The sequence below is a fragment of the Cylindrospermopsis raciborskii Cr2010 genome, from assembly GCF_003367075.2.
Taxonomy (GTDB): Bacteria; Cyanobacteriota; Cyanobacteriia; order Cyanobacteriales; family Nostocaceae; genus Raphidiopsis; species Raphidiopsis raciborskii.
In genome coordinates this window covers 71,041-84,743 of sequence record NZ_CP065936.1, presented here as the reverse complement: position 1 = coordinate 84,743, position 13,703 = coordinate 71,041, and the positions used below count along the sequence as shown (strand labels likewise).

The window sequence follows — 13,703 nt, the reverse complement described above, 5'->3', positions numbered from 1 at the left end:
CTTACCCTTATCTCTGGGAAATTGCAGAGTTTAATACGGAGGTGTAATCACTTAAATTGGTGTTATTGCGATACTCAGCTAGAATCTTACCATTGCCAGGGGAAATAATAGTAACACTACCTGTTTGTGATTTATTTTTGGCTAAGAATTCACCCAAACCTAATTTTTTGGCTTTAACTTCTGATTCACTCACCTTGGTTTTATTGGTTACATCAAGGACAATAAAATGTGCTTTTCCTTGATATTGTTTTTTTAATTGAGAGAGGGTAGGGGCAATGTTTTTACACTTAGGGCACCAACTGGCATAAATGTCAACTACCACTGGTTTACCTTGTAATTCCTTGGCTAAGGCTCCGCCAACATTTCCTGCGATATAGGCATTAGCCGTATAGGAACTAGTCTGGCTCTGTGAAGTTAACATACCAGTAGAAGCAGAAACATTTAGGGTACTGGGAATAGTCAGAGTAACAGGAATAGCAAGGCTGAGTAAGTATAGGCCAGGCCAAAATGAGGTTGATTTCTGAAACATGGTTAAATTTCCTTTCTGGATTTTATTCTCCTCATATTTTACCATGTTGGCTAAATTAGAGTAAAAATGCGATCGCGAAGTAATCCCACCCCAACAAAGTCACTTTGGATGATGATAGGGAGTGGCTGCAATTTTATTGCGGATACTGGTATGGTAAACTAGTTTTCGTTTATGGTCATATCAGGGAAAACAAGTACAAATCATTAAACCTATGCAAATAAAACTGGTTTCTGAAAATAAAATTACTCAAGAACAGGTAGAGCAGGTTTTTAACTTGCCGATCGCTATTGGTAGAGATTTATCTGCTTTACCTCCCAATTTGAACAATGAACCGGTTAGTCCAATAGTGCTATTAGATAATAACCGCCAAATCTCTCGATTTCACGCTCAAATCAGATTGAATAATAATCGGGTTTATTTAGAAGACCAAAGTAGTAATGGTACTAAGGTTAATGGCAAATTACTGGTAAAACAAGGTCAGGTTTTAAACACTGGTGATACCATAGTCATTGGTGGTTACACGATAACTGTGGTGATTCTTGAAGGTGGTGGTCAGGATGAGGGAACAGTTATTGTGGGTGATGCTGCAACGGTTTTTAATTTTGACCCTCAAAGTCAAGTATTACCAGCATCACGACTGGAACCTATACCAAATGTTGCCTCATCTATCTCTTTTAATCCTCATACGGGCATTCTAGAACAGCAAGTAAGTTCTTCCCCATCTATTTCCCGTTCTGAATTCCCTTATAATTTAAGCTTTTGGCACAGACCACAGATTTCCCTAAGAGAAATTGAGAGTAGTGGGTTCCTGGTGCGAGAAACGGAATATCTCGCCTGTGGGGGAGGAATGGGCAGTTTTGTCTGGGTGGATATGTTGAGAATTGCAGGGGTTAAAACAGAAAATATTAAAATCCTTAGCAATCAAGAAAAACCCTATCAACGATATAAAACCCTGCTTAAAAACTGCCAAATCTCTGAAGATAAACGCATTCGCTCCGGTTCTGATTCTTGTCCTGATAATATTTGGGGATGGCCAGGATATGGATTAAGAGATGCTAAAAAGGCTTTGTTTTCTGGACAAATAGGTGCTGCTATAGGATTTTTATGGCAGGTGTTTGCAGAACCTGTTTATGCTGATACTTATACTCCTATAGCTGGAGATGTATTTGACTCTATGGATCGGGAGGCGGAACGCATAAATTGGCAGAAAATGTTAGAACCTGGAGCTATTCTCAGTTTACGTCAAACAGAGGATGGGAGATATTGTATTGCATACTGTAGCGATCCACAAAATCGTAGGCATTACCAGTTTTTGTTAGCTAGATATGTTCACATTTGCACTGGTTATCCTGGACTGAAACTATTACCAGATTTAGAAAAATACCGTCAGGAATATCCTCAAGAGACGGGAAATAGTCGAACAGTTGTCCAGGGTTATGAGGAACACGACCACATTTATACTCATTTGGAGAAACATGGTGGAACTCTAATTTTAAGAGGTTCAGGAATTGTAGCATCACAGGTGTTGGATAGAATATACCAAGCTCGTAAAAGAAATAAAAATATTGATGTCATTCATTTGAATCGTAATCCGCGTAGTGGGAATAAGTTTGAGAGATCCCAAAGATATGTAGAAAATGATTGGGAATTTCAACCATATAATTGGCCTAAAGCCACCTGGGGCGGGGATATGCGAAAACTATTGGAAGCATCGGAACCGTTTAAGCGTAGGGAATTATTAGATCTTTGGGGTGGCACAACCACTGCAAGTCGCAAACAATGGCGTAAAATTGTGCAGGAGGGTAAACAACAGGGATGGTATAAACTCTATTATGGTTTGGCGGATAAAATACAGCGCGGTTCGGAAGGTAGAATAGTTGCTTCTTTGGTAACTAATGAGGGATACAAGGAAATAAAGGCTAATTTTGTCATTGATTGTACCGGGTTAATTTCCGACCCGCTCCAAAGTCCATTTTTGAAGGATTTAATTAATCACTATGATTTGGATTTAAATCCGGATAGAAGATTTTATGTAAAAAATAACTTTGAAATTAGGCAATTGCGTCACCCTAGAGATTCTCAATCTCGTGTGTATGCAGCTGGGATTATTACTCTGGGGGGTCCCTATGCACCGGTGGATACATTTTTAGGACTGCAATACGCCGCCCATAGATCAGTGGAAGCTCTAGCAGCAATTAAAGCACCAGGTGTAAGATACATTCAGGGTATTTATTCTGTTTGGCAATGGTTCAAATGGGCCTTAAATTTACAACCTTAATTGGGACTAGGAATTTTAATCAGCTGTAATCAACTTTAATTAGCAATTAGGTGTTATGACTCCAACATTATTAGGGCGTTGGCAAACGCGGGTTTTGTTGTTATTGACGGTGGGTAATTTAGTTTCTTTACCTTTTGCTTGGGGATTTTTAGGACATGGGTCTGCCATTTACTTTTGGGTTGTGTTTTATGTGGGATTATTTGGGTTAGCTTGGGACCTACTATATGATTTCCTGCAGAAATACTTATGGGATCATGATTGGCCAGGTGTATTTCAATTCTATGCAGGAATTGTGGAGGGAGTGTTTCTGGGTCTAATTCTAGGGACTATAGGATTACCAAAAATTCCTAGAGCAGAATTTCAGCTAGTAACATTTATTCAACATTATGGACTAGTGTGGTTAGGGATTTATTTATCAGCATGGATAGTCATGCGATTGCTGTTTCCCCGTTGGCGATTTCGCGGTGGGGAATGGCTAGGAAATTGGCCTAAGGGATCTTGAACAGGTTGGGCTGAAACGAAATTTCTACACAGATATTGACAAATCTCCCGGAATATCCATTTATATTTAATTCCGCCCACCCACTTACTCTTGATTTTTTTCAAGTTTAATTGAGCAAATCTTTATATTGGGTAGAAAGTTTATACTTTCTACCTCTGTTTGAAGGGTCAACCATTTCCAGAAACCCACTTTCAACCCAGTCTTTACAAATTTGAGCGCTGGTGCGTGGTTTAAAACCAAACAACTCGCCGATCTGCTTACTGGTAACTACCTCAAACTGCTGAAACAAAGACAAAGCCTTCCTCTGTCTGGGATCTAGTTGCCTAAGTATGGGATCTTGATCTACTGAACCTTGCAATTCAGCTTCAGCCATGCGTTTCAAAACATTTTCAAAGGCGATAGCCATACCCTCCACAAAATACTCGACCCACTTAGTGATGTCAGCTTCCACTCTTCCTAAGTAATAATTGTGAGACTCTCCCACACTGATGGCTTCATAATAAGCAGTTAGGTTTCGAGCGTAGTATTCCTCCAATGAGTACAGACCCTTTAGGTCATATCCTCCTAGATGCAGAATTAAGGTTGTTAGTAGCCGCGCTGTTCTACCATTACCATCGTAGTAGGGATGAATCGTGGCAAACTGGTAGTGGGCAATGCCAGCTACTACGGGACAAGGAACTTCCTGAGACTGATGAATCCACTTCACCATTGCTTTCATCAAAAATGGTACGTCTTTTGCTTCAGGAGGCATATAGACAATTGTACCGTTAGATGCATCCCAAATCACATTTTGCCCATCCCTATAGGCGGAAGGTTGGGCTGTAGTTCTTCCGTCAGACATCACAACAGCATGTAAGGTCTGAATAATCTTTTCACTTACCTGCACACCTGCTGCTACCCATTGTTCAAGCTTTGCCAGGGCGGCGTAGTAACCTTTCACTTCTCGCTCATCTCTGTGCCTACCAGGAAAATGTCCTTCATACTTGACAACATTCTCAATCTCATCTGGTGCGAGGCGGTTTCCCTCGATCATTGTTGAGTAGTGAGTCGTGTATAGCCGCGCTGTCTCGCGCAGGGAAGCCAGCACCATTGCTGTTATAGGTAGATAACAAACTCTTTCCCTCACAGTCTCAATACGCATCAGGAATTTTGCTATCTTCGGGGTAATCGTGTAGTTAGGTGAGAAATTCATCGGCATAATATCGGCACGTTATCTGCATCTAATGGTATTACTATTATGCCGATAACGTGCAGATAATTAGCCCCTAACCAGCACTGAAAGATATTGAACCCTTGCTAGAAGAAATCCATCCCAGCGGAGACTATTGTATAGGGCAAGATATAGAAAAGCTTTTTTTTGTCCATTTCATCTTGAGTATTACCGGGAGATAAAATTTCAAACACCACCTGGGGAGGAATATTATCCTCCTCCCACTGTCGATAAGACCCCCGGTGCCCCTTGGGTCTCCCAAACACCACCATAGTGTCAGGAGCCAGTTTAATTTTGTTATTACCCTCTACTGGATACCAAAATAAGTCCCCAGCCACAAACACATCTGGATTAGACTTAAATAGTATTTCCAGATTCTCTTTGATTTTCACAATCCATGTGAAAAGCCAAGTGGCTTCCGTGCCTTTCGGCGATTTTCTTGTGATAGAATTTGCGTCTAAAAATGGGAAGGAGGAAAAAGACAGTTCCCCTCCACCTGAAAAGGGCGATTACTTCGCGAGATCCCATAGGGAGTGCTTCGCAATCGTCATGTAGTACTCAAAAAAAGCAATGAGTCTATCTAACCCAATGGTAACCGGATCTATAGCCACTAAGCCAGGGATATATATATGATATATCTGAGTCTCAAAAATTGATTACCTATGACTTCTCGGTTGCCTAAGCTCCCCCACCCAACGCTTTTCCTAATCACAGCCCTACCTGTGGTAATTGCTGCCCTTTCATTTTCTTGGTATCAGAGATCAAGGTCATTCCAAGAGGCTAAATCCACACCTACACCTGTAGTTTCTACTACCCAATCTCCTGAAGCTCTTTTAAGTCAAGGCTTCCTCAGCTTGCAAAAGTATTGTGAATCACCACCATCCCCATCTGAAAATACACAGGCTCTATTAACCCCTCACTGTCCCAACTGGGTTCCTGGAGAAAGGATATTAGAAACATCATTCCAAAAACCAGAAGCAACCGTCCCAGAGAAAAAGTCACCTGGGTGGCTTCAATCTCTCAACCACATTATCACTGGGAATGCCAATACCCAAGAGCAAAACACACCTCCACCTAAACTACAGTCAGTTACCCCTTTCCCTGAATTGAACCGTCAAGCACGACTGGCTAGAGTTCCTATCTTCATGTATCATGACATCTTACCACAAAAACAAGTGTTTTTTGATGTTACACCGGAAGAATTAGAAGCTCACTTTCAACAGCTACAAAAAGAGGGGGTTACTCCCGTTAGCCCAGATTGGTTGTTAGCCCATTTGCGAACTGGTGCACCTCTCCCCGCCAAACCCGTATTGCTATCCTTTGATGATGGTTATGGGGGACATTACGAATATGTTTATCCTCTTTTAAAAAAATACAGTTTCCCAGCTATTTTTTCCGTCTATGTTAAAAAAATGGAGGGTAAGACGGCAAGATCTAGTCTAACATGGGAACAGTTAAGGGAAATGGCAGCCAGTCCCTTGGTAACCATTGCTTCCCATTCTGTCAACCATCCTCGGGATTTACGACAACTTTCCGAGGAGGAACTTTCATCGGAAGTGATAGATTCAAAACGGATTTTACAGGAGCGTTTAGGTATTCCGATCAACTATTTTACCTATCCTGAGGGGAAATTAGATGAAAGAGTTAGGGCGCGGGTAATTGCTGCTGGTTATCAGATGGCTTTTTCCATGGATGATGTAGATGAAAAATTTGTTGGTGATTCCCCCGATTTATTTACCCTAGGTAGGTTTGGACAGTCCCGTCTTGGAGAAATCGCTCCCCTAGCTTGGGGTGGATATCCAGCACCGGTAGATCCTACAAATTTCAACTTTAATGTTGACATTGAAAAACGAGAATACAAGGTAAATAACACAGAACTAATTCTTATTGGCGGAGGTATTCCAGGTACATTTCATGCCGACAGCCGCTATCAATTACCAGATATGCTAAAAGATACACAAGTAGTTGCTGCGGTTGATGGAGGTTTCTTTTCCTTAAAATACCTAGACTCTAATACGATGATTGGACCAGTTTTGAGTGGCAATCGTGGTTTTATTCCTGGTAATGCCAGTGAAAACTTGAAATTGCGAGACCGTCCCCTAGTCCTAATTAACCCCCATTCGGTTAGTTTTATACCTTTTGTTCCGGAAACCCACAATACCCTCGAGGGAATTCAAGCAACTTCACCGGAAAATAAGGGCGTAACGGATGCCTTCGTGGGTGCAGCATGGTTAGTAAGAAATAATACACCTCGACCTGCTGCTGATTTTGGTAACTTATATGACTATGATGCTGCTCGTCATCGAGCCTTTTGGGGGATCAATTTAGCAGGAATGCCAGTAATTGGGGTGACAAAAACTCCTGTAGGTTCTGTATCTTTGGGGGAGATTCTCTATCAGTTAGGATTTCGGGATGCGGTGATGCTTGATTCGGGTGCTAGCACTTCTCTTTCATATCGAGGCAAATCCTTAGTAGCTTATACTCCTCGTCCAGTTCCCCATGCGGTTGTCCTTGTAGCACCTCAAAACCCACAACCTGTTCCTACCCAATCCCCAAATAATTAGAGACTCAATCAATGGCAAATATGGTTGGTAAAATTAAAAGTATTAGTAACACTAACAATAGAAATATTCATAGTGCTATTACTAGTATAATATGTATGATAAGTTTGACGGCTGTGGGTAATATTATGGGATGCAGCAAAAATGTATTACCCAATAATATGGACTATTCCTCAACTTCCCCTATTTTTACGCCTTCCCCCACTTTCACTAGTTCTAGTAAGTCTAAAACTGCTGCGGCTAAGTTGCGACAATTAGGACTGAGATATCGCCAGCAAGGGCGTTATACAGATGCTATTATCTCCTTAGAAGAGGCCACCTCTGTGGAACCAGAAAATCTTTCTGGACAGGTTTTATTGGGTTGGACTTTACACCTTGGTGGTAGAGAAGCATCTGCTATGAAGGTATTAGAGCAAGTATTAGAGAAAGATGCTAATTATATTCCTGCATTAAATGCTTTGGGAATAGTTTATCTAGTGAGTGGAGATTTAGACAAAGCAGTAATAACTCATGAGCGTGCAAAAGAAATAAGGGCAAATAATGAAATCGCCTATTATAATCTAACTCTCGCTTATCAACGTCTAAAGAAGTATGATTTAGCAATAGCACGGGGTAAACAAGCCACAATTTTAGAACCCACCAATCCCCATCCTTGGGTTGCTTTGGCATTGGTTTATTGGGGACAAGGGATGAAAACACAAGCACGACAAACTTATAACCAAGCAGTACAGTTGGACTCTCGTTATGGACAATCTAAATTTTTAATTAACCTTAAACAAGCTGGGTTCAGTGAAGAACAGATAGATAATGTAAGAGAGATTGTAAAAATCCTCTAAAATATAGTTTGTGCCAAAACGCGATAAACAGAGTAGATGAATAAAATTGAGTGCATGCGTTTTGGCTCCTGTCGGGTTGCTCGATCAATAAAAATGGTAGAATAGGAATAGAGTATAAAAAATTAAACGAATGAATTCTAATAACTTACAACAAAATCTTGATAGGTTCCGTCCCTGGTTAACCTTATTAGCAGTAACCTGGTTGTTAGCATCTTTGGGTCTAGGTTGGTTGGTAAACTCTTTAATAGTTATTTTCACTCTGTTCCTGATTATACCATTTGTGGCATTTTTTGGTTTTCGCTGGTGGTTGCAAGGGAATTTAGTGACTGATAAATGTCCAGTTTGTGCATTTGAATCAACCGGTTTAAATAATACCCAACTCCAATGTCCCAATTGTGGTGAGCAACTATCAGTGAAAAATGGTAGATTTAGCCGTTTAACACCAGAAGGTACAATTGATGTCACAGCAGTGGATGTGACAACAGTTGAAATAACAGCTAAATCACCGGAAGAATAAACTGCATTTATTAATTTTGCTTTTTTTCACTTTTTCACCAGAATATAGGCACTGGCATATTCTGGTAGTTGTCTAATATACTGCCTAAATTCCGTTTGATTTTTAAAAACACCCGCTAGGTAGTCTAACTGATGTAGGTTGGGTAAGAATGCTCCACCCGTGTCCGCTACCACTCCCATTTGTAGACGTTTATTTTTTCCCTGGTTATATTCAATTAATACCACTCTTCCTAAACCAATATTCAGCACGTCTCCAGCAAAAGTGACACCTGGTTTAATGGAAATTTTCGCGTCTATTTTATATCCATAACCTTTGATTTGGTCAACTGGTCTGAAATACCAATAACGCTTTTGTAGTGTGTCCTTGACTCCTCTTATGTAGGATATGCCATTATTTCTGTCTACGTTAAAAAATCCCTTAGAACCATCGGTAAAATTAATTAATATTGTCCCCTGCATTAATGCTTCCTCCAGTCCTTGACGAGTCAAATATGCTAGAGTTTCTACTTTGCCAAATTCCTTTCCACCTGGTTCATAAATTCCAGATAGTACGTCCTGCTTGGTGTATTTAGTGTAAAATTTATCGGTGGCTAAATTGTCTTTTAAGCTATAAATTGGTATGTTGTATGTACTTGTTTTGATATGAGAACCAGGATGAGTGAAAACCGCATACTTTGTAATTCTCAGTTGTTTTTGTTCTGGTTTATCTGGATTATAAGCTTTCCATTTAATTACCCGAAAATTGGCATTAATAAAATTAGGATCTTGCAGTCGGGGAGGTCGGTTTTTCTTCAGATCTTCCCGTAAGGTGCTAATCATAAAATCTAGGGTTTTTAGCACATCTTCTACCTTAACGCCTTGACTTACTAATAATCCATTTCGAGAAATATTTTGATCCTTTTGAGAATAATCTTGAAAATATTTCCTGGTATTTGTCAGTACAAACAATAAATCGTTGGCATTAAAACTCACTTTTGTATTTGGTAATTTCATGGGTTCTAAAATAGACTTCCCATTCAGACTATATTTATATTTTTGCCATTCATCAATCACCGAATAAAAGACAGATGAATCCTGGGGTTGCTCAATTCTTGGCTGTGTATGTAAGGGCTTATTGGTTGCGTGTAGAAATTGATATTGATTTACACCGATAACTGATAGAAAGGTGATCATACCCGCTAAAATTTGAACTTTGAGACCCAATCGCATGTTAATCATAAGCTGTGTTTAGACTTTTTAGACTTTGTAAAAAGAATTATTTCAGAAATTGTAGATTTTGTCTATTATTCATCCATTTCCTTTAAGGTGGCTAAAGCGGAGGGGGATAACCGACTCAAATAACGGAAAATCCAATATTTGAAGATGGTGTTTAAAATTACGGGGAAAGTAGCAATAAAAAGGAATATGACATTTCTATTTGCGGGTAATCCCAAGTGTTCTGCTAGACTTTCTAAAATAATTTCCCAACCATGGGGAGAGTGGAAACCTACAAATATATCCGTTATTAAAATAATTAGAAAAGCTTTGGCACTATCACTTAACCCATAGGCTATTTTATCTAACAATGACTGAACTACCTCTATATCTTTTTTTCTCCAACCAATAATAATGGCAAAGGAGATTAATGATATGACATCGGCAAATATATTACCTATAGCCAGACTACTATCACGACGAAATTCCTCTGCTAGATCCAATGCTTTATCTTTTACCTCTAGTTCTATTTCTTCAACAGATAAAGGGGGTGCCGTATGTAATAAATTTTGGAACTGCAATTTTCTCTCGAAGGTTTTCAGTTCATTCAGTGCTTTTTCCTCCATTTCTCGGTTTAAAAACACTCTTTGATTATCTTGACTCATCCACTGAGTAAATAGAGGTGTAAATAATAAGTTTTTAGAAAAATTTTGTACTATTAATGGGATAATTATTATTAATAGGAGGAATCTAATTCCTATCCTAGTTTTATTTCTAGAAATGCGGTAGTTGTTGATGAAATCACTCTCTGCTGTTGGGGTGAAGTCCTTAGCAATTTTACTCAAAGTTCTGGCAATTGACCCGGGAAATACTCCTTTTTTTTGATTATCATTGGAGTCTACATCTGTTGATTTATTATTGAATTGAACTTCTTTATCACTGGTTTTTAATGGTTGTGTAATTTCCATGTATTTACTATCATTACGCTTTTGAGTATAATTGCCGATAACTTCATCAATAAATTTAAGTTTTTCTAAGAGATCATTATCATAAACATATTGATTGTTGGTATCGGTAGATCTATCGGTAAAAGTCATGCCTAAATTAAATTCTGCCAGTCGAATTTTAATGGTAGTTAAATTTCTATTCAGGTCCCCTTGCCAAAATTCCATGAGATTACCACTATAGTTTGCAGACTGAGGGGAAATTTTTTGCCCGTTAAACTGTTGAATTTCAATATTTCTAATCTCCCAAGCAGCTCGATAAGCCGCTAAAACAGCTCTGTGGGGAGTGTTAATAATCCAGCTTTTCAACCCAATCCAATAGGTTGTGATTCTTTGATAGGGATCCTTAGTATTCATGATGATGAGGGAATGTATTTTGGTTCATTCGAAAATTGCCACACGCAGTTGGCTTCTTACATTAGACGAAGTCAAGCCCAAGTTGCAAATTCACCTTGACAAACACGGTGGAACGGTTTATTATGGTTGGTTGTGCACTAATTTGGGAGTATATACCAAAACCACGTCAAGTGGAATCAGTGCCAATCGTCTCTCTCATTCTCGCTCGGATCAGGTAGACACCAAAGGCTGGTAAAAAGCATACTACAGCTATAGACAGAAGATCTTTATAGATCAATGCCAGCTACCTGTACGGCAAATTTAAGGACAATCCCATGACTTACGCAATTATTGAAACCGGTGGCAAACAGTTAAAAGTAGAAGCAGGTCGTTTCTACGATATTGAACTACTCCACGCTCAACCAGATGAAAAAGTAACTATAGACGCAGTGTTACTTGTGCAACATGAGAATGGACTGTCCATAGGGCAACCAAGAGTCTCTGGTGCAACGGTAGAAGCAACTGTCTTACGGCATTTCCGAGGTCGTAAGGTCTTGGTTTACAAGATGAAACCCAAGAAGAAAACTCGCAAAAAACGTGGGCACCGTCAGGAAATTACTAGGCTTTTGATTAACTCTATTAAGCTTAATGGCGAAACTCTTGCCCATCAAGACTCTCCCCTTTCTCCTGAACTCCTTCCACTGGAAGACCCAGGTCTTGATTTGCAAGGTGAATGATAAGTTTAACCTTAATTTGAATTTAATTTGACAAGTTTGAGAGGAAAATATGGCTCATAAGAAAGGTACAGGAAGTACACGAAATGGTCGCGATTCTAATGCTCAACGCCTGGGTGTAAAGCGTTTTGGTGGACAGGTTGTACGTGCAGGAAACATCCTAGTACGCCAGCGTGGCACCAAGTTCCATCCTGGTAATAATGTTGGCATTGGCAATGATGACACCTTGTTTGCTTTAATTGATGGTGTGGTCACTTTTGAAAGAAAGGGCAAAAGTCGCAAAAAGGTTAGTGTTTATCCCCGTGTTACTGAGGAAGCGGTAGCCAGCTAGTTATCCGTGGGTGGAATAGGGGGAAATGGGTAAAAATTAAGCCCCCTTGCACTTGCTTTAATTCTAGTGTTCTTAAACAAAGGTCTTCCACAAAGCGCCTAATCCTAAGCCTGAAAAGGAAAATAGGGAGATCAACCAAAAAGTTAGGCCTGGTTTCAATCCTTGGGACTGAAAGTCTATCTTAGCTAGTATGGTTGAGGAAATAATTAGTAAAGCATCTAGAAATACTCTAAACCAAGCAATCATCAGGAAAAACAAAAAAGCCGCTAAAATTGTCACTGCAAAACTCTTGAGATTTGATTCGAACAATATAGTGTAAAAACTGACTATTTCTGACAGTGGAGTAGTTAAGCTGTTTAACAAGAGCAATAGTCCAACCCCAAGTATAAACCAGAAAAATAGGGGGGGGTTAGTCTCCGATACTAGCCAACCCAGGGCGATGTAGCTAAGAAATACCAAAATTAGAGACAACCAAGGAACTTTTTGCAATATTGACATATTAGGGGGAGATGGTTATTTGAGTCCACGGACGTTTATACTTACTTATACTTCCCATTTTTACCGTATATGCTATAAGATTAACTAACTTTTAACTTTTTGATGGACTTTCTAACCCTGGAAATTTAGTTGGGTTAAGATATTAAAGATTTGTAAATTAGTGTAACCAAGTGTCATCTTTCAAGAAAGGTCAGGGACTAATCATGAGACAACTAGTGATTTTTGAGCGCGTATGCCTGATTGGTCATATCGTTTCTATGGTTTTCGGGCTCGTGGGAATACTACTGGTAATTCCCAATGCTGAGTTAATTTTTGAAGAGGTACTAAATTTATCAGAAGTAGGACAAACAGCCATGCAGTGGAGTATGGCTGGTGGTGGTGTTGCTTACATGATTTTAGGTGCTGTAGGTGTTTTCCTCTATGCTGTCCGAAACTTAGGTTTGGCAAGATCCCTATATTTCTTGATTCCATCTTTATCTATTTCTTTGACTAGTGAGTTATTGGGAACCAGTACAGGTTTTCCTTTTGGTCACTATAGCTATTTAAGTGGTTTGGGTTATAAAATTGCAGGTCTCGTACCTTTCACTATTCCTTTATCTTGGTTTTATGTGGGAATTGTATCATACTTGTTAGGACGTACTGGTTTCGATGTAGATAGAAAACCTACTTTACTGCGTCATTTAGGTGCGATCGCATTGGGAGCTTTATTGCTCACCTCTTGGGATTTTGTGTTGGATCCAGCAATGAGTCAGACGTCCTTACCATTTTGGTATTGGCATCAACCAGGTTCTTTCTTTGGCATGCCTTATCAAAATTTTGCTGGTTGGTTTGGCACCGGTTCTTTGTTTATGACAGTATCAGCCTTATTATGGAGAAATAACCCAATTAATTTGGAAAGATCCCAATTAAACGTAGCCCTAATAGTGTATCTAGCCAACTTTGGTTTTGCTACTGTTATGAGTTTAGCTGCTGGGTTCCCTATTCCTATAATTTTGGGTCTATTCCTAGGAGTTGCACCTGCTATCCTATTATGGTCAAAAGCGCCTAGTAAATCCATTTCTGCAGGACTAGAGTCAGGAAATCAGTCGGTGATGAGCAATGTTAATAATGTTAATGTTGTTTTAAAATAATCCTCCAGTGCTGGGTGAATAAAAGATCAGATTTTTCACTCAGC

13 protein-coding genes and 1 pseudogene are annotated in these 13,703 nt (G+C 39.5%); 8 read left to right on the top strand and 6 right to left on the bottom strand.

Features of this window, described 5'->3' with window-relative positions:
- Positions 1-7: 7 nt before the first annotated feature.
- Positions 8-529, bottom strand: coding sequence for a TlpA family protein disulfide reductase (locus tag C6N34_RS00400; protein WP_115538960.1), 522 nt, complete (start codon positions 527-529; stop codon positions 8-10).
- Between the two features lie 211 nt (positions 530-740).
- Here C6N34_RS00400 and C6N34_RS00395 point away from each other — a divergent pair, with 211 nt between their 5' ends.
- A complete protein-coding gene (locus C6N34_RS00395; protein WP_115538959.1) occupies positions 741-2,807 on the top strand; it encodes an FHA domain-containing protein in 2,067 nt (688 codons plus the stop codon).
- Between the two features lie 55 nt (positions 2,808-2,862).
- Positions 2,863-3,309, top strand: a complete 447-nt coding sequence (locus tag C6N34_RS00390; protein ID WP_115538958.1) for a hypothetical protein — start codon at positions 2,863-2,865, stop codon at positions 3,307-3,309.
- A 106-nt stretch (positions 3,310-3,415) separates the two neighbouring features.
- Here the strand turns inward: C6N34_RS00390 and C6N34_RS00385 are convergent, their stop codons facing one another.
- Together C6N34_RS00385 and C6N34_RS00380 are read right to left on the bottom strand one after the other, a co-directional pair.
- Positions 3,416-4,342 (bottom strand): Fic family protein, encoded by a 927-nt coding sequence (locus tag C6N34_RS00385; RefSeq protein ID WP_200959876.1) that lies wholly within the window; start codon positions 4,340-4,342, stop codon positions 3,416-3,418.
- A gap of 305 nt (positions 4,343-4,647) precedes the next feature.
- Positions 4,648-4,923 (bottom strand): annotated as a pseudogene (locus tag C6N34_RS00380) (Uma2 family endonuclease); the annotation flags it as partial.
- Between the two features lie 258 nt (positions 4,924-5,181).
- Between C6N34_RS00380 and C6N34_RS00375 the strand changes: the two are divergent.
- The 3 genes from C6N34_RS00375 (at position 5,182) to C6N34_RS00365 (ending at position 8,433) form a co-directional block, all read left to right on the top strand.
- Positions 5,182-7,083, top strand: coding sequence for a polysaccharide deacetylase family protein (locus C6N34_RS00375; protein WP_115538956.1), 1,902 nt, complete (start codon positions 5,182-5,184; stop codon positions 7,081-7,083).
- Positions 7,084-7,094: 11 nt separating this feature from the next.
- Positions 7,095-7,916 carry a tetratricopeptide repeat protein gene (locus C6N34_RS00370; RefSeq protein WP_115538955.1) on the top strand — a complete coding sequence of 274 codons (822 nt, stop codon included), beginning with the start codon at positions 7,095-7,097 and terminating at the stop codon, positions 7,914-7,916.
- Positions 7,917-8,046: 130 nt separating this feature from the next.
- Positions 8,047-8,433, top strand: a complete 387-nt coding sequence (locus tag C6N34_RS00365) for a hypothetical protein (RefSeq protein WP_006278438.1) — start codon at positions 8,047-8,049, stop codon at positions 8,431-8,433.
- Between the two features lie 26 nt (positions 8,434-8,459).
- On the opposite strand, the gene C6N34_RS00360 is transcribed toward C6N34_RS00365, so the two are convergent.
- Positions 8,460-9,641 (bottom strand): hypothetical protein, encoded by a 1,182-nt coding sequence (locus tag C6N34_RS00360; protein WP_057178831.1) that lies wholly within the window; start codon positions 9,639-9,641, stop codon positions 8,460-8,462.
- Between the two features lie 74 nt (positions 9,642-9,715).
- Positions 9,716-10,987 (bottom strand): proton extrusion protein PcxA, encoded by a 1,272-nt coding sequence (locus tag C6N34_RS00355; protein WP_115538954.1) that lies wholly within the window; start codon positions 10,985-10,987, stop codon positions 9,716-9,718.
- Between the two features lie 314 nt (positions 10,988-11,301).
- Here C6N34_RS00355 and rplU point away from each other — a divergent pair, with 314 nt between their 5' ends.
- Both rplU and rpmA read left to right on the top strand, forming a co-directional pair.
- Positions 11,302-11,703, top strand: coding sequence for a 50S ribosomal protein L21 (gene rplU / locus C6N34_RS00350; protein WP_006278435.1), 402 nt, complete (start codon positions 11,302-11,304; stop codon positions 11,701-11,703).
- 49 nt (positions 11,704-11,752) lie between these two features.
- Entirely contained in the window at positions 11,753-12,031 is a 279-nt protein-coding gene (gene rpmA / locus C6N34_RS00345) for a 50S ribosomal protein L27 (RefSeq protein ID WP_006278434.1), read from the top strand.
- 72 nt (positions 12,032-12,103) lie between these two features.
- On the opposite strand, the gene C6N34_RS00340 is transcribed toward rpmA, so the two are convergent.
- Positions 12,104-12,529 (bottom strand): hypothetical protein, encoded by a 426-nt coding sequence (locus tag C6N34_RS00340; protein WP_006278433.1) that lies wholly within the window; start codon positions 12,527-12,529, stop codon positions 12,104-12,106.
- A 203-nt stretch (positions 12,530-12,732) separates the two neighbouring features.
- Here C6N34_RS00340 and cruF point away from each other — a divergent pair, with 203 nt between their 5' ends.
- A complete protein-coding gene (cruF, locus tag C6N34_RS00335) occupies positions 12,733-13,659 on the top strand; it encodes a gamma-carotene 1'-hydroxylase CruF (RefSeq protein WP_006278432.1) in 927 nt (308 codons plus the stop codon).
- The last annotated feature ends 44 nt before the right edge of the window (positions 13,660-13,703 follow it).

Bases quoted from the DNA above. Each gene is read 5' to 3' on its own strand.
- C6N34_RS00400 (WP_115538960.1), bottom strand. From the start codon at position 529: ATGTTTCAGAAATCAACCTCATTTTGGCCTGGCCTATACTTACTCAGC.
- C6N34_RS00395 (WP_115538959.1), top strand. From the start codon at position 741: ATGCAAATAAAACTGGTTTCTGAAAATAAAATTACTCAAGAACAGGTA.
- C6N34_RS00390 (WP_115538958.1), top strand. From the start codon at position 2,863: ATGACTCCAACATTATTAGGGCGTTGGCAAACGCGGGTTTTGTTGTTA.
- C6N34_RS00385 (WP_200959876.1), bottom strand. From the start codon at position 4,342: ATGATCGAGGGAAACCGCCTCGCACCAGATGAGATTGAGAATGTTGTC.
- C6N34_RS00375 (WP_115538956.1), top strand. From the start codon at position 5,182: ATGACTTCTCGGTTGCCTAAGCTCCCCCACCCAACGCTTTTCCTAATC.
- C6N34_RS00370 (WP_115538955.1), top strand. From the start codon at position 7,095: ATGGCAAATATGGTTGGTAAAATTAAAAGTATTAGTAACACTAACAAT.
- C6N34_RS00365 (WP_006278438.1), top strand. From the start codon at position 8,047: ATGAATTCTAATAACTTACAACAAAATCTTGATAGGTTCCGTCCCTGG.
- C6N34_RS00360 (WP_057178831.1), bottom strand. From the start codon at position 9,641: ATGCGATTGGGTCTCAAAGTTCAAATTTTAGCGGGTATGATCACCTTT.
- C6N34_RS00355 (WP_115538954.1), bottom strand. From the start codon at position 10,987: ATGAATACTAAGGATCCCTATCAAAGAATCACAACCTATTGGATTGGG.
- rplU (WP_006278435.1), top strand. From the start codon at position 11,302: ATGACTTACGCAATTATTGAAACCGGTGGCAAACAGTTAAAAGTAGAA.
- rpmA (WP_006278434.1), top strand. From the start codon at position 11,753: ATGGCTCATAAGAAAGGTACAGGAAGTACACGAAATGGTCGCGATTCT.
- C6N34_RS00340 (WP_006278433.1), bottom strand. From the start codon at position 12,529: ATGTCAATATTGCAAAAAGTTCCTTGGTTGTCTCTAATTTTGGTATTT.
- cruF (WP_006278432.1), top strand. From the start codon at position 12,733: ATGAGACAACTAGTGATTTTTGAGCGCGTATGCCTGATTGGTCATATC.